The organism is Streptomyces sp. NPDC056169, assembly GCF_042268445.1.
In the GTDB taxonomy this organism is placed as follows: domain Bacteria; phylum Actinomycetota; class Actinomycetes; order Streptomycetales; family Streptomycetaceae; genus Streptomyces.
In genome coordinates, this window is sequence record NZ_JBHJUO010000013.1 from 102,858 (window position 1) to 120,415 (window position 17,558).

A 17,558-nucleotide genomic window follows, 5' to 3' on the forward strand; every position below is an offset into this window, starting at 1 on the left:
CGCCGCCGAGGTTCCCGTCGAGGCCGCGCCGGTCGCCGCGCCCGCCGCCGCTCCGGTCGAGGAGGCCGCCGAGGCCGCCGCGCGCACCCGCCGCCGCGCCACCCGCAGGGTCACCTCGCCCGAGGCCACCCCCGAGACGGCCGCCGAGCCCGCCGCCACCGGCGAGTCGCTGCCGCAGGCCGCCGTCGCGCAGATCGCCGCCGACGAGGCCGAGGTCGCCGCCGCCGAGACCGCCGCCACCCGCGGCCGCGGCCGCCGCCGCGCCACCTCGCCGCAGTTCACCTCCGAGCCGGTCACGAAGCCGGAGACGTCCCGCGCCCGCCGCGCCGAGCGTCCCGCCGTCGCCGTCTTCCAGGCCCCGGTCTTCTCCGAGCCGATGTTCCAGACCCCCGAGACGGCCGCCATGGCCGCCGCCGAGGTCGTGGAGCCGGAGGAGCTGGAGGAGGAGGAGCTCGACGAGACCGTCGAGGCCGTCGAGGCCGAGGTCGTCGAGACGGCCGGGCCCATCGAGATCCCGGAGGCCACGGAGCGGGCCGAGGCCGGCTCCCGCCGTCGCCGTCGCCGCCGCGGCGAGCCCGTCGCCGTCGCCGTCGAGCCCGTCCCCGCCACCGTCGCCGACGAGCCCGAGGTCGAGGCCGCCGCCGACGAGCTCGACGAGGCCGAGGAGACCGAGGAGACGGACGAGTACGGGGACCGCCCGTCCCGCCGTCGCCGCCGTGGCGGCCGTCGCCGTCGCCGCGGTGAGCTCACCGAGGTCGACGAGGCCGAGGAGACCGACGAGCTTCAGGCCGAGGAGGACACCGAGGAGGGCGAGGACGAGCAGGACGAGTCCGAGGCGTACGCCGGCGGCTCCAGCAGCTCCCGTCGCCGTCGCCGTCGCCGCCGTCGCAGCGGGGACGCCTCCGCCGACGTCGAGGGCGCCGACGAGGAAGGCGTCCGTACGGTCGTCAAGGTCCGCGAGCCCCGCCCGGCCCGCGAGAAGGCCGAGCCCGGCACGGGCGCCGACGAGGTCCAGTCCATCAAGGGCTCGACCCGTCTGGAGGCCAAGAAGCAGCGCCGCCGCGAGGGCCGCGAGCAGGGCCGCCGCCGCGTCCCGATCATCACCGAGGCCGAGTTCCTGGCCCGCCGCGAGGCCGTCGAGCGCGTCATGGTCGTCCGCCAGAGCGGCGAGCGCACCCAGATCGGCGTCCTCGAAGACAACGTGCTCGTCGAGCACTACGTCAACAAGGAGCAGGCCACCTCGTACGTCGGCAACGTCTACCTGGGCAAGGTCCAGAACGTCCTGCCGTCGATGGAGGCCGCCTTCGTCGACATCGGCAAGGGCCGCAACGCCGTCCTCTACGCCGGTGAGGTCAACTTCGAGGCGCTCGGCATGGGCCACGGCCCGCGCCGCATCGAGACCGCCCTCAAGTCGGGCCAGTCGGTCCTCGTCCAGGTGACGAAGGACCCGATCGGCCACAAGGGTGCCCGTCTGACCAGCCAGGTCTCGCTGCCCGGCCGCTACCTCGTGTACGTGCCCGAGGGCTCGATGACCGGCATCAGCCGCAAGCTCCCGGACACCGAGCGCGCCCGCCTGAAGACCATCCTCAAGAAGATCGTCCCCGAGGACGCGGGCGTCATCGTGCGCACCGCCGCCGAGGGCGCGAGCGAGGACGAGCTGCGCCGCGACGTCGAGCGACTGCAGGCGCAGTGGGAGGACATCCAGAAGAAGGCGAAGCAGATCTCGACGAGCGCGCCGAGCCTGCTGTACGGCGAGCCGGACATGACCGTCCGGGTCGTCCGCGACATCTTCAACGAGGACTTCTCCAAGGTCATCGTCAGCGGCGACGAGGCGTGGGAGACCATCCACGGATACGTCTCGCACGTCGCCCCGGACCTGGCCGACCGCCTGTCCAAGTGGACGAGCGAGGTCGACGTCTTCGCGACGTACCGGATCGACGAGCAGCTCATGAAGGCGCTGGACCGCAAGGTCTGGCTGCCGTCCGGCGGCTCGCTGGTGATCGACAAGACCGAGGCGATGATCGTCGTCGACGTCAACACCGGCAAGTTCACCGGCCAGGGCGGCAACCTCGAAGAGACCGTGACGAGGAACAACCTCGAAGCGGCCGAGGAGATCGTGCGCCAGCTGCGCCTGCGCGACCTCGGCGGCATCGTCGTCATCGACTTCATCGACATGGTCCTGGAGTCCAACCGCGACCTGGTGCTGCGCCGCCTCCTGGAGTGCCTGGGCCGGGACCGGACCAAGCACCAGGTGGCCGAGGTCACCTCGCTCGGCCTGGTCCAGATGACCCGCAAGCGGGTCGGCCAGGGCCTCCTGGAGTCCTTCTCCGAGACCTGCGTCCACTGCAACGGCCGCGGTGTCATCGTCCACATGGAGCAGCCGACCGCTGTCGGCGGCGGTGGCGGCAAGCGGGCGAAGAAGCGCGGCCGCGGCGGCGCCGAGCACGTCCACGAGCACGAGCACGACACCGTCGAGTCCGGCGACGGCACCGAGGCCGAGACCGAGGCCGAGGTCGCGGCGGAGCTGGCCGCGCCGGTGGCCCTGCCCGAGCCCATCGCCCCGGACGAGGAGCTGTACGGCAGCATCGCCGAGGCCGAGGCCGCCGCCACGCGCGGTCGTGGCCGTCGCCGCGCCACCCGCAGGGTGTCCGCGCCGGCCGCCCCGGCCCGCGTCGTGGAGACCGAGACCTACGAGGTGGAGCCGGAGCCCGTCGCGGCGCCCGCCCCCGCCGTCGAGGTCGAAGCGGTCGTCGAGCCGGTGGCGGAGCCCGTCGCCGAGCCGGTGGTCGAGGAGACCGCCGCCCCGGCACCGCGCGGCCGCCGTCGCGCCACGCGCCGCGTGACGTCCCCGGTCGTGTCGACGACGGAGGCCGCCGCGCCGGTCGCCGAGGTGGTCGTCGAGGCCGCCCCGGAGCCGGAGCCCGTCGTGGAGACCGCGCCCGAGCCCGTCGTCGAGGAGGCCCCCGTGGCCGCCCCGCCGCGCGCCCGCCGCCGGGTCGTCCGCAAGGCCACCGCTCCCGCCGGAGCGCCCGCGGGCGCCGAGGAAGCGGCCGTCCTCGTGGTCGCCACGGCCCCCGCCGAGGCCGAGCCGGCCGCGGCGGAGCCCGAGACCGAGGCCGCGCCGGCCAAGAAGACGGCCGCGCGCAAGACCGCGAAGAAGGCCACCACCACCGCCAAGAAGGCCGCCACCAAGAAGACGGCGGCGACCAAGAAGACGGCGGCGAAGAAGACCACCGCCAAGAAGGCCCCGGCCAAGAAGGCGGCGGAGAAGACCGCGGCTCCGGCCCAGGACTGATCCACCGGGCGCGGGCCGTCCCCTTCAGGACGGCCCGCACCCGCTCGGGCGAATTTGACCCTCTGTGGCAAGCGCCCGTAACCTAGACCGTCGGCGTGTCTGACTGGACGCGTCGCGCCTCTGAGCAACTCCCTCCCGCTCGTCGGGAGAGGCCGCTCGTCCGATTCCGGAACGCCGCGGGCCCCTGGGCCCGTGTGAGCGGCTGGCTTCAGAGGTTTTCGATCCCGAGTGAGAGAGAGATCCGCGTGTACGCCATCGTGCGCAGCGGTGGTCGCCAGCACAAGGTTGCTGTCGGCGACATCGTTGAGGTTGACAAGATTTCCACTGCCAAGGTTGGCGACACGGTCGAGCTCTCGACCCTGCTCGTTGTCGACGGCGACGCCGTGACCAGCGACCCGTGGGTCCTGGCCGGCATCAAGGTCACGGCCGAGGTCGTGGACCACCACAAGGGCGCCAAGATCGACATCCTGCGCTACAAGAACAAGACCGGCTACCGCCGTCGCCAGGGTCACCGCCAGCAGTACACGGCGATCAAGGTCACCGGTATCCCCGCGGCTGCGAAGTAAGAGGGACTGAGACATGGCACACAAGAAGGGCGCATCGTCCACCCGGAACGGGCGCGATTCCAACGCTCAGCGGCTCGGCGTGAAGCGCTTCGGCGGTCAGGTCGTTTCCGCTGGTGAGATCCTCGTCCGCCAGCGCGGCACCCACTTCCACCCGGGCTCCGGCGTCGGCCGTGGCGGCGACGACACGCTGTTCGCCCTGCTGCCCGGTTCGGTGCAGTTCGGCACCCACCGTGGCCGCAAGGTCGTGAACATCGTTCCGGTCGCCTGATCGGATCTTTGCGGAGGCGGACCTCACTTCCCGTACGGGAAGCGGGTCCGCCTTTCGCGTGTTACTAGATAGACATTCCGTACTCCCCCGCCCTTCGGCCGGGGGTACCCCCAAACTGGAGGCACAACCATGACCACCTTCGTGGACCGCGTCGAGCTGCATGTCGCCGCGGGTAACGGAGGCCACGGCTGCGCCTCCGTTCACCGGGAGAAGTTCAAGCCGCTCGGCGGACCCGACGGCGGCAACGGTGGCCGCGGCGGCGACGTGACCCTGGTCGTCGACCAGTCGGTCACCACGCTCCTCGAGTACCACCACTCGCCGCACCGCAAGGCCACCAACGGTCAGCCCGGCGCCGGCGACAACCGCTCCGGCAAGGAGGGCCAGGACCTCGTCCTGACCGTCCCCGACGGCACCGTCGTCCTCGACAAGCAGGGCAACGTGCTCGCCGACCTCGTCGGCGAGGGCACCACCTTCGTCGCGGGCCAGGGCGGCCGCGGCGGCCTCGGCAACGCCGCGCTGGCCTCCGCCCGCCGCAAGGCCCCCGGCTTCGCCCTCCTCGGCGAGCCCGGCGAGTCGCGGGACATCGTCCTGGAGCTCAAGACCGTCGCCGACGTGGCCCTCGTCGGCTACCCGAGCGCGGGCAAGTCCTCGCTCATCTCCGTCCTGTCGGCCGCCAAGCCGAAGATCGCGGACTACCCCTTCACGACGCTCGTCCCGAACCTGGGCGTGGTCACGGCCGGCTCGACCGTCTACACGATCGCCGACGTGCCGGGCCTGATCCCGGGCGCGAGCCAGGGCCGCGGCCTGGGCCTGGAGTTCCTGCGGCACGTGGAGCGCTGCTCCGTCCTCGTGCACGTCCTGGACACGGCGACGCTGGAGTCCGACCGCGACCCGGTCTCCGACCTCGACATCATCGAGGAGGAGCTGCGGCAGTACGGCGGCCTGGAGGACCGGCCCCGGATCGTCGTCCTCAACAAGATCGACATCCCGGACGGCCAGGACCTCGCGGACATGATCCGCCCGGACCTGGAGGCCCGCGGCTACCAGGTGTACGAGGCCTCCGCCGTGGCCCGTACGGGTCTGAAGGAGCTCTCCTTCGCCCTCGCCGGCATCGTCGCGGAATCGCGCGCGGCCAAGCCGAAGGAGGAGGCGACCCGGATCGTCATCACCCCGAAGGCCGTCGACGACGCGGGCTTCACCGTCGTGTACGACGAGGCCGAGGACGTGTACCGGGTGCGCGGCGACAAGCCGGAGCGCTGGGTCCGCCAGACCGACTTCAACAACGACGAGGCCGTCGGCTACCTCGCCGACCGCCTCAACCGCCTCGGCGTCGAGGACCGTCTGATGAAGGCGGGCGCCCGCGCGGGCGACGGTGTCGCGATCGGCGCCGACGACAACTCGGTCGTCTTCGACTGGGAGCCGTCGATGATGGCGGGCGCCGAGATGCTCGGCCGCCGTGGCGAGGACCACCGCCTGGAGGCCCCGCGCCCGGCGGCGCAGCGCCGCCGCGACCGCGACGCCCAGCGGGACGACGCACAGCGCGAGTACGACGACTTCGACCCCTTCTAGCGGGGCCGAGCCTGTTCCGGATCGGGTCTGACCCCTTCGGGAACGGGTCTGTCGAGGAGAGGGTCGCCGATGCGTTCGGCGGCCCTCTCTTTTCCGCTTCCCGTCTTACGCTCCGTGTGCGTCCCGCTACGATGCGCGGATGATTCAGCCCACCGAGTCACAGGACGCGGCACGGGTCAGTGTCGTCGTCATCGCGTACAACGACGCCGAGCGCGTCGGCGACGCGATCCGTTCCGCGCTCGCGCAGGGCGAGGGCGTCGGGGAGGTCCTCGTCGTCGACGACGCCTCCGAGGACGCGACGCCCGACGTGCTCGCCGGATTCGCCGACGAGCCGCGCGTACGGCCGCTGCGCCGCGAGGTCAACAGCGGCGGCTGCGGCACCCCCCGCAACGACGGCATCGCCGCCGCCGTCCACCCGTACGTCGTGTTCCTCGACAGCGACGACGTGCTGATCCCCGGCGCCGTCGACGCGCTCCTCGCCGTCGCGGTCCGGGAGCGCGCGGACGTCGTCACCGGCCTCTGCCTGCGGCGCGAGCTCCCCGGGGGCCGCGAGACCGTCTGGGCGGCCCGGCTGTACGACGTCTCCCGGGGCGCCACCCTCCCCGGCACCGTCCTCGACGGCGTCGAAGGACACCCCGAGCTGGTCCTCGACACCCTCTCCGTCAACAAGCTGTACCGCCGCGCCTTCCTGAACGGGCATGCGATCCGCTTCCCCGAAGGCGCCTTCCACTACGAGGACTTCGTCTTCGGCGCCCGCGTCCAGGCCGCCGCCCCCCGGCTCGCCGTCACCGACGTGCCCCTGTACGTCTGGCACGTGCGGCGCCAGGCCGCGAACCTGTCGATCTCGCTGCGCCAGGCCTCCCTCGCGAACTGGGAGCACCGGGTCGCCGCGCACCGCGCCGTCGTCGAGGTGTTCCGCAAGGCCGGGAGCCCCGTGCTCGCCGCCGCCGCGCAGACGAAGTTCCTCGACTACGACCTCCCCATGTACCTCCGCGAGCTGCCGCGACGGACCGCCGCCTACCGCGCCGACTGGTGGACCGTCACCCGCGACCACCTCGCCGGCTTCGACGCCGACGCGGTCGCCGCCGCCCCGGCGCCGAACCGCTGGCTGTACGCCGGGCTCATGGCCCTCGCCGCCGTACCCGAGGGGCGCGGGCTCACCCGGTTCGTCGAGCTCGCCGCCGGCCGGCCGCGGCTCGCCCCTCCGTACCCCCGGGCCGAGGACGGCGCCCCGGTGCTGGCCGCCGCCCCCTGCGACGTACCGCTGGACGGTCTCGCCGAGCTGGCCCCGGCCGGGCTGCCGGTCGCCGTGGACGGCGCCGTCTCCGTCGGCGGGACCACCCGGGTGACCCTCACCGTGCACGAGCTGTACGGGCGGGTCGGCGCGCTGCACCCCGTCTCCGTCCGGGTCGGGTTCGCCGAACGCGCGTCGGCCGCGGACCTCTCCGCCGAGGCCCCGCTGCTCCCCGCCGACGCCGGCTGGACCGCCACCGTGCGGGTCCCCACCGCGCAGCTGCTCCGCTCCGGCCGGCTCGCCTCCTGGTCGTTCCGCGCCGAGCTGCGGTACGCGGACGGCTCGACCGGATGCGCCGAGGTCAGGGCACCGGACGGGTTCGGCGGCCGGCGCGGCGTGGTCCTCGGCCGGCTCGGCCGCGTCCTCCTCGTCCAGGTCATGGCCACGGCGCGCCGCGGCCTGGTCCTCCGGCTCACGGGGGGTGGGGCGGGCGCCCGCCAGGTGGTGTCCGGACGGATGAGGAGGCTGCTGGCGAGGCGGTGAACACCACCCGATGCGCGGGGGAGGAGTTTCGGAACAATTTCCCGCCGGGTCGTGACTTGGCGGTCGCCGGGGGCGTTCATCAATCAACTGTGAGCGCGCCCGTACCACCGCATGCCTGTGTGAGAGGACTTGGATGCCGACTAGCGACGTCCCCGATGTGAGCGTCGTCGTCATCGTCTACAACGATGAGGAACGGCTCCCACGAGCGGTTCGGTCCGTACTCGACCAGACCCTGAACAACCTCGAAGTGATCATCGCCGACGACTGTTCGACCGATGGCACCGAGCGCGTCGCGCGGGCCCTGGAGGCCTCCGACCCGCGCGTGCGCTACGCGCGCCTGGAGCAGAACAGCGGCGGCTGCAGCGCCCCCCGCAACCGCGGCATCGCGGTCGCGCGCGCCCCGTACGTCATGTTCCTCGACAGCGACGACGAACTGCCCCGGCACGCCTGCAAGAGCATGCTGCTGGTCGCCGAGGAGACCGGCGTCGACTTCGTGACCGGTGAGGTGACCCGGCTCTACGAGGCGTCCGATTCCACGGGCCTGTGGTACCCGCACCTCTTCACCGAACAGCGGGTCGTGGAGGGCATCGCCGAGCGGCCCGAGTACTTCTTCGACCACCTGTCGACGAACAAGCTCTACCGCACCGCCTTCATCCGGGACAACGGGCTCGCCTTCCCCGAGGGCATCCACTACGAGGACCAGCTGTTCTCCGCGCAGGCGTACACGCTCGCGGAGACCTTCGCCGTCGTCCCGTGGTCGGTCTACACCTGGCGTCTCGCGCCGGAGAGCGTCTCCATCTCGTCGAGCCGCCACAAGATCCAGAACGTCCGCGACCGCATCGGCGTGGCGCGGCTGATCGACGCCTGGCTGGAGGAGCGCGGCGACACCGGGCTCCGCGCGGAGAAGGACCACAAGTTCCTCCGCCACGACTTCCGCCTGTACCTGGGCGACCTGCCGTTCCGCGACGCCGACTGGATCGCGGAGTTCGCCGCCGAGGTCACCCCGTACCTCGACGAGATCGCCGACGAGACCTACGAGCGGCTCTCGCGCGAGGAGCGCGTCTGCGTCCATCTGCTGCGCACCGGCAGACTGGAGGAGGCCGCCGTGGCCGCCCGCCAGTTCGGCCGGCCGCAGCTCGCGCCCCGCGCCGTGACCGAGGTGGACGGGATCCCCTACTGGGGCGACGTCGCCCCCGCCGACGACGCGAGCCGCGGCGAGCTGGACCTCGGCGAGTGGCACCTGCGCGACCAGGTCCTCGGCAGCGGGCGCCTGCGGCACGAGCTGACCTCCGTGTCGATGCTCGGCCCGGTCCTGCGCCTGGAGATCCGTACGTACGATCCGGTCGGCCTGATCACCGAGGACACGAAGGCCTCGGCCAAGCTCGCCGCCCACAAGACGCCGCTGACGGTGCCGCTCACGCTCGTCCCGGACGGCGCGGGGCAGTACGTCTCCCGGGCCGAGCTGGACCTGCGGAAGGTCCCGGTCGGCAAGGTCGGCGTGGCGACCCGCCGCCACCCGGTGATCGCCCTGGAGCAGGACGGCGCGCGGCGTACGGACATCCTGCTGGCCCAGCACGACCAGCCCGACTTCCGCGCCACCCTCAGGTACCACACGTTCGGCATCCACCATGTGCGCGTCCAGGCCGAGCAGAAGGGCGCGGGGCGGCTCGAGGTGACCTGGCAGCGCTCCGGCGTCCTGAAGTCCCTCGAACCCCTCGGCCCCTACGCCCGCAAGACCAAGGCCAAGGTCGGCAAGGTCAAGAAGATCCTCGTCGGCAACGAGGGCAAGGCGACGGCCTACGACGCCGTCGCCAAGTTCCCCCGAAAGCGCGGCCTGGCCGTCTTCGAGGCGGTGGAGGGCCGCGGCTACGCGGACAACCCCCGCTACGTCTACGAGGAGCTCAAGCGCCGCAACCTCCCGATCGACGTGGTCTGGGCGTACTCCGGCAGCCGGGACTCCTTCCCCGACGACGTCACGCTCGTGAAGCGCGGCAGCTTCGCCTACGGCCGCGCGCTGGCCCGGGCCACGTACTGGGTCGACTCGCACAACCTGCCGTACCTCTACGCGAAGCCCAAGGGCACCCGGTACCTGCAGACCTGGCACGGCCAGACCTTCAAGGCGATGGGCTTCGACGTCCCGTCGCTGCGCGGCGCCTCGGAGATCGAGAAGGGACGGTTCCGCGCCGCCGTGGGCCGCTGGGACGCGCTCGTCTGCCCGAGCGCCGAGTTCGAGCGGACCTTCGTCCCGGCCTTCGAGGTCCAGGCCGATCTCATCCGCTCCGGCTACCCGCGCAACGACGTGCTCGTGCGCTGGGCCGAGCCGGAGCAGCGGGCCAGGGCGGCCGCCACCCGCGAGGCCCTGGACATCCCGGCCGACCGCAAGGTGCTGCTCTACGCCCCGACCTTCCGCGACGCGGCCCGCCGCACCGGACAGTCGATCCGGGTGGACTTCGGGGAGCTGGCCCCGTACCTCTCCGACGAGTGGATCGTCGTCGTGCGGGCCCACCCGTACGACCGGTTCACGATCGATCCCGAACTCGGTCACTTCCTCCGCGACGGCTCCGCGTTCGCCGACGTCAACGACCTGATGCTGGCCTCGGACGCGGTCCTCACGGACTACTCGTCCCTGATGTTCGACTACGCCAACACCGGCCGCCCGATACTGCTGTACACGGACGACTACGAGGACTACAAGGGCGGCGACCGGGGCACGTACTACGACCTCGAGGACATCGCCCCGGGGCCGATGCTGACGACCACCGAGGACCTCGCCGCCGCCGTGCGGGACCTGGAGGGCGTGCGGGAGCGGCACGCCCGGCGCTACGCGCGCTTCCAGGAGATGTTCTGCTCGTACGAGACCGGCCACGCGAGCAAGCTGGTGGTCGACGCTTTTTTCGAAGGCGGCACCCATGACTGAGGCCTCCCGCGCCCGCAACGTGTTCTTCGTCGGTGTCGACGTCGACTCGATGGGCGGATCCCAGCGGGTGTTGCACACCCTCGCCCAGGGCATGGGCGAGCGGGGTCACCGCGTCGAGCTGATCGGCATCCGGCCGAGCCCCGAGCCCTTCCCGTACAACGCCACGCGCGCGTACCGCCACGCGACGCTCTACCCGCCGGCCGCGGATCCCAAGCCGCCGGTGCGGACGGTCGGCGACCGGCTCAGCCTGGTGCGGCGCGCCGACGCCCGGCGGGCGCGGGCCGCCCGCGAGCACGCGCGGGCGGAGATGCAGCGGAGGCTGTCGGCGGTCGAGGACGGCTACATCGTCTTCGGTTCGCCGTGGGCGGTGGACTGGGTCATGCCGCTGGACTGGCATCATCTCAAGGGCGTCGGGCAGTACCACGAGTCCTTCGCGCAGGCCAGGCGCAGCGCCAACCTGGGGCTGATCCGGCGTCACTACCCGGCTCTGGAGCAGACCCTGGTCCTCTCCGAGGGGGACGCGGTCGAGTTCGTCAACCAGCGCGTGCCCAACGTACGGGTGATGCCGAACCCGCTGCCGTTCTACCCGGACGAGCGGGCCCCGCTCGACACCCACAGGATCGGCGCGGTCGGCCGGCTGGACCCGATCAAGCGGTACGACCGCATGATCGAGGCCTTCGCGCGGGCGCGCGCGGGCGAGGGGCATGAGGGCGCGGGGCACGGACGCACGGGTCGCGAGGGCGCGGGTCGCGGAGGCGCGGGTCGCGAGGGCTGGGAACTGCATCTCTTCGGCGACGGACCGCTGGAGAACGAGCTGCGGATGAAGGCCGAGGACCTCGGCGTCGCCGACCAGGTCGTCTTCCGCGGCACGGTCGAGGACATGGCAGCCGCCTACCGCGAGCTGTCCGTCGTCGCGATCAGCAGCGAGCGCGAGGGCCGCCCGATGGCGCTGGCGGAGGCCGCGGCGTGCGGGGTGCCGTGCGTGAGCTTCGACGTCTCGGGCGGTGTCCGGGAGCTCGTCGAGGACGGCGTCACGGGCACCCTCGTCCCGCCGGCCGACGTGCCCGGGCTCGCCGCCGCGTTCGGCGAGCTCATGGACGACGCCGCGCTGCGGAAGCGGTACGGCGCGGCGGGACGGGAGCACGTCGCGCGCCTGGCGCTGCCGAGCGTCCTCGACCGGTGGGACGCCGCGTTCGCGGAGATCGAGCGCTAGGGGTGTCTTGGGAGGGGCTCGCGGGGCCGCCTTCGGACCCCTGTGCGAGTCCGCCGGGCGGCCCCGGGCCTGTGGCTAAACTGTCGGAATGACCTGGCTCATCACCGGCGGCGCCGGATACATCGGTTCCCATGTCGTCAAAGCAATGACCGAGGCCGGCGAGCGTGTCGTCGTGGTCGACGACCTCAGCACGGGCAACCCGGCGCGCGTCCCCGAGGGCGTCGTGATCGAGAAGGGCTCGGTCCTGGACCGCGACTTCCTCGACGGGGTGCTGCGCGAGCACGCGGTCAAGGGCATCGTCCACCTGGCCGCCAAGAAGCAGGTCGGCGAGTCGGTCGAGCAGCCGCTGTTCTACTACCGCGAGAACGTGACGGGTCTGCAGACCGTCCTGGAGGCCGCCGCCGGCGCCGGGGTGAAGAGCTTCCTCTTCTCCTCCTCCGCCTCCGTCTACGGCATGCCCGACGTGGACCTCGTCACCGAGGACACCGAGTGCCTGCCGCTCAGCCCGTACGGCGAGACCAAGCTCGTCGGCGAGTGGATGGCGCGTGCGGTCGGCCAGGCCCACGGCATCTCCACCGCCTGCCTGCGGTACTTCAACGTGGCGGGCGCCGCGGCCCCCGAGCTCGCCGACACCGGTGTGTTCAACCTGGTGCCGATGGTCTTCGAGCGGCTCGACGCCGGTGAGTCCCCGCGCATCTTCGGTGACGACTACCCGACCCCGGACGGCACCTGCATCCGCGACTACATCCACGTCGCCGACATCGCGGACGCCCACCTCGCGGCGGCCCGCGCGCTCGCCGCGGCGGGCGAGGCCGGCGAGACGGCCGCGCTGACCCTGAACATCGGGCGCGGCGAGGGCGTGTCGGTGCGCGAGATGGTCGACCTGATCAACGAGATCACCGGTCACAGCGTCGAACCCCTGGTCACCCCGCGCCGCCCGGGCGACCCGGCCCGCGTCGTCGCCTCCGCGGAGCGCATCGAGTCGGAGCTCGGCTGGAAGGCGCGTCACGACGTCCGCGCCATGATCAGCTCCGCCTGGGAGGGCTGGGGCGCGAACCGCGCGTCCCGCACGACCGGCTGACGTCCGAGGACGTGAGGGAGTGGGGTGCCCCGGCTTCGGCCAGGGGCGCCCCACTCCGTCGTTTCGCGGGGAGTACGGGAGTACGGGAGTACGGGGAGTACGGAGAGTACGGAGAGGGCGTGCTTCAGGGGCGGTGGATGCGGTCCACGCCGTAGTACGTGGCCGTGCACTGCGCCGCCCAGTCCCGCTCGTACGTGCGGGCGAACAGCGGCTCGGTCAGCCCGCCGATGAGGAGCGGTCGGTACGCGACCTCCCGGGCGCCCGCCGCGACCTCCGCCTTGATCCGCGCGTTCTGCCGGTCCCAGGCGGTCGCGCGTACCACGGTGCTCGTGGTCAGCTCGTACACCGGCCGCACCAGGGCGGCCGTGCTCCCGACGGCGATCGCCCCCACCGCGACCAGCGCCGCGGCGCGGGCGGCGGGCCGGCCGGCCCGCCGGAGCAGCAGCCCCAGCCGGTACCCGCCCCACGTCCCGTACGCGCAGAGGGCGAGCAGCAGCGGGAAGAGGAAGCTCGTCCAGGTGCGCCCGTACGTCCAGCCCACGGCTCCGTAGCCGGTGCGCAGCCCGTAGGTCACGGCCAGGCTCGCGAGGGCGATCAGCGGCAGCGGCAGGAGCACCGCGATCCGGAACAGCCGGCGCGGGGGGAGCCCGGCGGTGGAGGTCCGGCCGCCGGTCGAGGGTGCCTGGCCGGGCGTGCTGCCCGGGGTGTGGGCGGTGCTGCCGGGGGTGTGGGCGGTGCTGCCGGCCGGGGCGAGGGTCAGGCCCAGGGCGAGGCCCAGGAGCGCGCCGACGGCGGCGGCGCCCGCGTACGCCCCCTGGCCCGCGATCGTCTCCCACACGCGCCACCAGTCACGGAACGTTTCTCCCACCAGCGCGGCCGACAGCGGCTCCTGCGGGTGCTGGGCGCGCCGCCACCGGGCACCGGGTGACGTGGTGAGCAGGACGAGGCCCGCGACGAGCCCGAGGCACAGGGACGCGCACCAGGTCGGCACGTACCGGTCCTTCGTCCAGCCGAGCCGGGGCAGGCAGAGGAGCGCGGCGGTGCCCGCGAGCAGCCCGGCCACCATGGCGAAGGGTTCGCTGAGCATGCCGAGGGCCATCCCCGTCGGGAACGCCGAGACCACCGCCACCGTCCGGGCCCACCGGTGGCCGCCGCGCGCGGCCCGGACGGCGCCGAGCACCGCCCAGAGGCCGATCACGCTCGGCAGGGTGTGGGAGACGGTCGCCGGTGCCCAGAGCAGCACCTGGTACGAGCGGGTGCCGGCGAAGAACAGCAGCGCCGACAGGAGCGCCGCGGCCGCGGCCAGCAGGACGGGGGGAGGCGCGGGCAGGCGCAGGGCACGCAGCGCCGCGCGGGCGAGGAGGAAGAGCCCGGCGCCGAGCGTGACGACGAGGAGGGCGGGCAGCAGTTTCGGCCCCCGCATGTCGTCGGAGTAGATGATCCCGGTGAGGAAGGCGTTCGTGACGCGCCCGTTCTGGGTGCGGTAGAAGTCCGCGGTGATGCCCAGGACGCCCATGTCGCGGGCCTTCCACAGGGCGCACCAGTCGTCCGACGTGGGGCGTACGTAGAGCCCGAGGAAGGCGCCGACCGAGAGGAGCGCCCCGGCTCCGGCGGAGACGACCAGCGCGATCCAGGACAGCGCCCGCCGGAGGCCGGCCGTGTCCTTGTCCCCGTCGCTGTCCTTCTCCTTGCCGCTCTCCCTGTGCTGACGGCTGTCCCCGTCGGCTTCTCCGGCCGCGAGCCCCGCATCACCGTGCTCCGGGGTGGTCGTCCTACTCACCGGTCATCGCTCCAGGTGGTCAAGGTCCGTGGCACGGCATCCCTACGGGTGATAAATGGGCAGGAATGCCCTGTATATGAATATCTTCCCCGCATGCTTTGCTGCATGGACGACATGCCGACCGGGAGAGGTCACCCGGGCGATGCCCGGCGGTCACCGCCCCTCAGTACCGTGGCCGCGCTGCTCGAAGGAGAGTTCGGTGGCGGTCCCTCAGAACGTACTCTCGCTCATCCCTCTGGAGTGACCGTTCCATGACCAGGCTTTCCGTCGTCGTCCCCTGCTTCAACGAAGAGGACGTCGTCGAACGGTTCGACGCGCGCATGCGCCAGGTGCTCGACGGACTCCCGGTCGGCTACGAGATCGTTTACGTGGACGACGGCAGCTCCGACGGCACCCTCGGCAAACTGCGCGCCATCGCCGCCCGGCACCCGCACCGTACCCAGTACGCCTCCTTCAGCCGCAACTTCGGCAAGGAGGCCGCCATGCTCGCCGGCCTGCGCAAGTCCACCGGCGACGCCGTGGTGATCATGGACGCCGACCTCCAGCACCCGCCCGAGCTCCTCGCGCGCATGCTGGACCTCTTCCACCAGGGCCACGACCAGGTCATGGCGCGGCGGACCCGCGAGGGGGACAAGAAGCTCCGCTCGGCGCTCAGCCGCTTCTACTACCGGGCCGTCAACCGCTGGGTCGACGTGGAACTCACCGACGGCGTCGGGGACTTCCGCCTGCTGTCCCGCCCCGCCGTCGACGCCCTGCTCTCGCTGCCCGAGTACAACCGCTTCTCCAAGGGGCTGTTCTCCTGGATCGGCTTCGACACCGTCACCTTCGACTACCAGAACGCCGCGCGCGAAGGCGGTGAGACGAAGTGGAAGTTCAGCTCCCTGCTCAACTACGGCATGGACGGGCTGATCTCCTTCAACAACCGCCCGCTGCGCATCGCGCTGTGGCTGGGAATGATGCTCAGCGGCCTCGCCGTCCTGTACGCGGTCTGGGTGGCCGTCGCGGCGATCACCCAGGGCGTCACCGCACCCGGATACGTCACCCTCGTCGCGATCATCGTGGGGCTCGGGGGAGTGCAGATGGTGATGCTGGGGCTGATCGGCGAGTACATCGGCCGGATCTACTACGAGACGAAACGGCGGCCGCACTTCCTCGTGAAGGAGACCCACCGTTCCTTCGGGCGCGGGGCGGCCGAGCGTGCCGCCGCCGAGCGCATCCGTGTCGTGGCCACCGACCGGGAGAGCTGATGACGACCGGCGAGGGCAGCACGCAGGGCACACAGGGCACACAGGGCACACGGAGTACACAGAGCACGCGGAGCACACAGAGCGCACGGCGGGCGCGATTGGCCGAGATCTTTCGGTTCGCGCTGGTCGGCGGCGTCAACACCGGCACGTTCTTCGGGTGTTACCTGCTCCTCCACCCCTGGATGCCGTACTTCGCCGCGTACTCCCTCGCCTTCCTCCTCAGCATGGTCGGCTCCTTCTTCCTCAACACCTACTTCACCTACCGCACCCGGCCGACCTGGAAGAAGTTCGCCCTCTTCCCCCTCACCAACGTCACCAACTACCTCGTGCAGAGCGTCGGCCTGTACGCGCTCGTCACCTGGGCCGGCATGGACGACAGGATCGCGCCCCTCGTCGCGGCCGTCGTGGCGATCCCGTTCACCTATCTGCTCTCCCAGCGGATCCTGGTTCCCCGGAAGACTCCAGACGGTCCGGGGGGCCCGGAGGGGTCCGGTCCAGAGAACGGAATGGGCGAGCGGCAGCCGTCCCGGCTCGCGTAGATTGCCTCGCAGCCGCGGCGGGGCACGCGCGGCGCGTGGGACATCCGAGTGAGGACGACGCAGGTGACGACGCAGGTGACGGGACAGACGGACGTGGCAAGGCAGTACGTGACGGAGGCCCGCAGGATCGTCGTCAAGGTCGGCTCCTCCTCGCTCACCACCGCTTCCGGGGGCCTCGACGCCGACCGCGTCGACGCCCTCGTGGACGTCCTCGCCAAGGTCCGCAGCGGCGGCGAGAAGGAGATCGTCCTCGTCTCCTCCGGCGCCATCGCGGCAGGCCTCGCCCCGCTCGGCCTCACCCGCCGCCCCAAGGACCTCGCCCGCCAGCAGGCCGCCGCCAGCGTCGGCCAGGGCCTCCTCGTCGCCCGCTACACCGCCTCCTTCGCCCGCTACGGCGTGCGCGTCGGCCAGGTCCTCCTCACCACGGACGACACCAGCCGTCGCGCCCACTACCGCAACGCCTACCGGACGCTCGACCAGCTCCTCGCCATGGGCGCGCTGCCCGTCGTCAACGAGAACGACACCGTCGCCACGGACGAGATCCGCTTCGGCGACAACGACCGGCTCGCCGCCCTCGTCGCCCACCTCGTCCGGGCGGACCTGCTCGTCCTGCTCTCCGACGTCGACGGGCTCTACGACGGCGACCCGGCCAAGCCCGGCACGTCGAGGATCGCGCAGGTCACCGGCCCCCAGGACATCGCCCACGTCGAGATCGGCGCGGCCGGCAAGGCGGGCGTCGGCACCGGCGGCATGGTCACCAAGGTCGAGGCGGCCCGGATCGCCGCCGCCGCCGGCACCCCCGTGGTCCTCACCTCCGCGAGCCGCGCCGCCGACGCCCTCGCGGGCCGGGACACCGGCACGTACTTCCACCCCACCGGCCGCCGCTCCGCCGACCGGCTCCTCTGGCTCGCCCACGCCTCCACCCCGCAGGGCTCCCTGACCCTCGACGCCGGAGCCGTACGCGCGGTCGTCGAGGGCAAGAAGTCCCTGCTCGCGGCCGGTATCGCGGGCGTCGAAGGCGACTTCGTGGCCGGTGACCCCGTCGAGCTCCGCGACACGGAGGGACGAGCCGTCGCCCGCGGCCTCGTCAACTTCGACGCCAAGGAGATCCCCCAGCTGCTCGGCCGGTCCACGCCCGAGCTCGCGCGGGAACTCGGCCCTGAGTACGAGCGCGAGGTCGTCCACCGTGACGACCTGGTCGTCATCCGCTGAAACGGCTGAAAGTACGGCCATCCGGAAGGGACCTTTACCAAAACCGCCCCATCTGCCGCCTCGGGCTGGTCAACTTTGTCTCGGGGGTAAGAGC

Annotated in this window: 12 protein-coding genes; 11 read left to right on the plus strand and 1 reads right to left on the minus strand. The window is 72.3% G+C overall.

The window, feature by feature from the left end; translation table 11 throughout:
• The 8 genes from ACFC0G_RS22510 to galE form a co-directional block, all read left to right on the plus strand.
• On the plus strand, positions 1 to 3,295 hold a 3,295-nt coding region (locus ACFC0G_RS22510; protein ID WP_376405930.1), incomplete at its 5' end, for a ribonuclease E/G.
• 245 nt (positions 3,296 to 3,540) lie between these two features.
• Positions 3,541 to 3,861 (plus strand): 50S ribosomal protein L21, encoded by a 321-nt coding sequence (rplU, locus tag ACFC0G_RS22515; RefSeq protein ID WP_015033583.1) that lies wholly within the window; start codon positions 3,541 to 3,543, stop codon positions 3,859 to 3,861.
• A 13-nt stretch (positions 3,862 to 3,874) separates the two neighbouring features.
• Positions 3,875 to 4,129 (plus strand): 50S ribosomal protein L27, encoded by a 255-nt coding sequence (gene rpmA, locus ACFC0G_RS22520; RefSeq protein ID WP_056640498.1) that lies wholly within the window; start codon positions 3,875 to 3,877, stop codon positions 4,127 to 4,129.
• Between the two features lie 129 nt (positions 4,130 to 4,258).
• Positions 4,259 to 5,698: a GTPase ObgE gene (gene obgE / locus ACFC0G_RS22525; protein ID WP_376405933.1), complete on the plus strand. Its 1,440-nt coding sequence runs from the start codon at positions 4,259 to 4,261 to the stop codon at positions 5,696 to 5,698.
• A gap of 139 nt (positions 5,699 to 5,837) precedes the next feature.
• On the plus strand, positions 5,838 to 7,475 hold the full coding sequence (locus tag ACFC0G_RS22530) for a glycosyltransferase (RefSeq protein ID WP_376405935.1): 1,638 nt from the start codon (positions 5,838 to 5,840) through the stop codon (positions 7,473 to 7,475).
• Positions 7,476 to 7,608: 133 nt separating this feature from the next.
• Positions 7,609 to 10,392, plus strand: coding sequence for a CDP-glycerol:glycerophosphate glycerophosphotransferase (locus ACFC0G_RS22535; protein WP_376405937.1), 2,784 nt, complete (start codon positions 7,609 to 7,611; stop codon positions 10,390 to 10,392).
• Entirely contained in the window at positions 10,385 to 11,605 is a 1,221-nt protein-coding gene (locus ACFC0G_RS22540) for a glycosyltransferase (protein ID WP_376405939.1), read from the plus strand. Before ACFC0G_RS22535 ends, ACFC0G_RS22540 begins: the two co-directional genes overlap by 8 nt.
• Positions 11,606 to 11,693: 88 nt before the next feature.
• Complete coding sequence (gene galE / locus ACFC0G_RS22545; RefSeq protein ID WP_376405941.1) at positions 11,694 to 12,686, plus strand: UDP-glucose 4-epimerase GalE; 993 nt, start codon at positions 11,694 to 11,696, stop codon at positions 12,684 to 12,686.
• 124 nt (positions 12,687 to 12,810) lie between these two features.
• On the opposite strand, the gene ACFC0G_RS22550 is transcribed toward galE, so the two are convergent.
• Complete coding sequence (locus tag ACFC0G_RS22550) at positions 12,811 to 14,466, minus strand: hypothetical protein (protein ID WP_376405943.1); 1,656 nt, start codon at positions 14,464 to 14,466, stop codon at positions 12,811 to 12,813.
• A 251-nt stretch (positions 14,467 to 14,717) separates the two neighbouring features.
• On the opposite strand from ACFC0G_RS22550, the gene ACFC0G_RS22555 reads away from it, so the two are divergent.
• The 3 genes from ACFC0G_RS22555 to proB all read left to right on the plus strand — a co-directional run bounded on the left by ACFC0G_RS22555 (position 14,718) and on the right by proB (position 17,464).
• Positions 14,718 to 15,713: a glycosyltransferase family 2 protein gene (locus tag ACFC0G_RS22555; RefSeq protein ID WP_376405945.1), complete on the plus strand. Its 996-nt coding sequence runs from the start codon at positions 14,718 to 14,720 to the stop codon at positions 15,711 to 15,713.
• Positions 15,714 to 15,811: 98 nt separating this feature from the next.
• Entirely contained in the window at positions 15,812 to 16,252 is a 441-nt protein-coding gene (locus ACFC0G_RS22560; protein ID WP_376405947.1) for a GtrA family protein, read from the plus strand.
• Positions 16,253 to 16,360: 108 nt separating this feature from the next.
• Complete coding sequence (gene proB, locus ACFC0G_RS22565; RefSeq protein ID WP_376406245.1) at positions 16,361 to 17,464, plus strand: glutamate 5-kinase; 1,104 nt, start codon at positions 16,361 to 16,363, stop codon at positions 17,462 to 17,464.
• The last annotated feature ends 94 nt before the right edge of the window (positions 17,465 to 17,558 follow it).

Excerpts from the sequence above, each read along its gene's own strand:
- rpmA (WP_056640498.1), top strand. The coding sequence starts at position 3,875 with ATGGCACACAAGAAGGGCGCATCGTCCACCCGGAACGGGCGCGATTCC.
- obgE (WP_376405933.1), top strand. The coding sequence starts at position 4,259 with ATGACCACCTTCGTGGACCGCGTCGAGCTGCATGTCGCCGCGGGTAAC.
- ACFC0G_RS22530 (WP_376405935.1), top strand. The coding sequence starts at position 5,838 with ATGATTCAGCCCACCGAGTCACAGGACGCGGCACGGGTCAGTGTCGTC.
- ACFC0G_RS22535 (WP_376405937.1), top strand. The coding sequence starts at position 7,609 with ATGCCGACTAGCGACGTCCCCGATGTGAGCGTCGTCGTCATCGTCTAC.
- ACFC0G_RS22540 (WP_376405939.1), top strand. The coding sequence starts at position 10,385 with ATGACTGAGGCCTCCCGCGCCCGCAACGTGTTCTTCGTCGGTGTCGAC.
- galE (WP_376405941.1), top strand. The coding sequence starts at position 11,694 with ATGACCTGGCTCATCACCGGCGGCGCCGGATACATCGGTTCCCATGTC.
- ACFC0G_RS22555 (WP_376405945.1), top strand. The coding sequence starts at position 14,718 with ATGACCAGGCTTTCCGTCGTCGTCCCCTGCTTCAACGAAGAGGACGTC.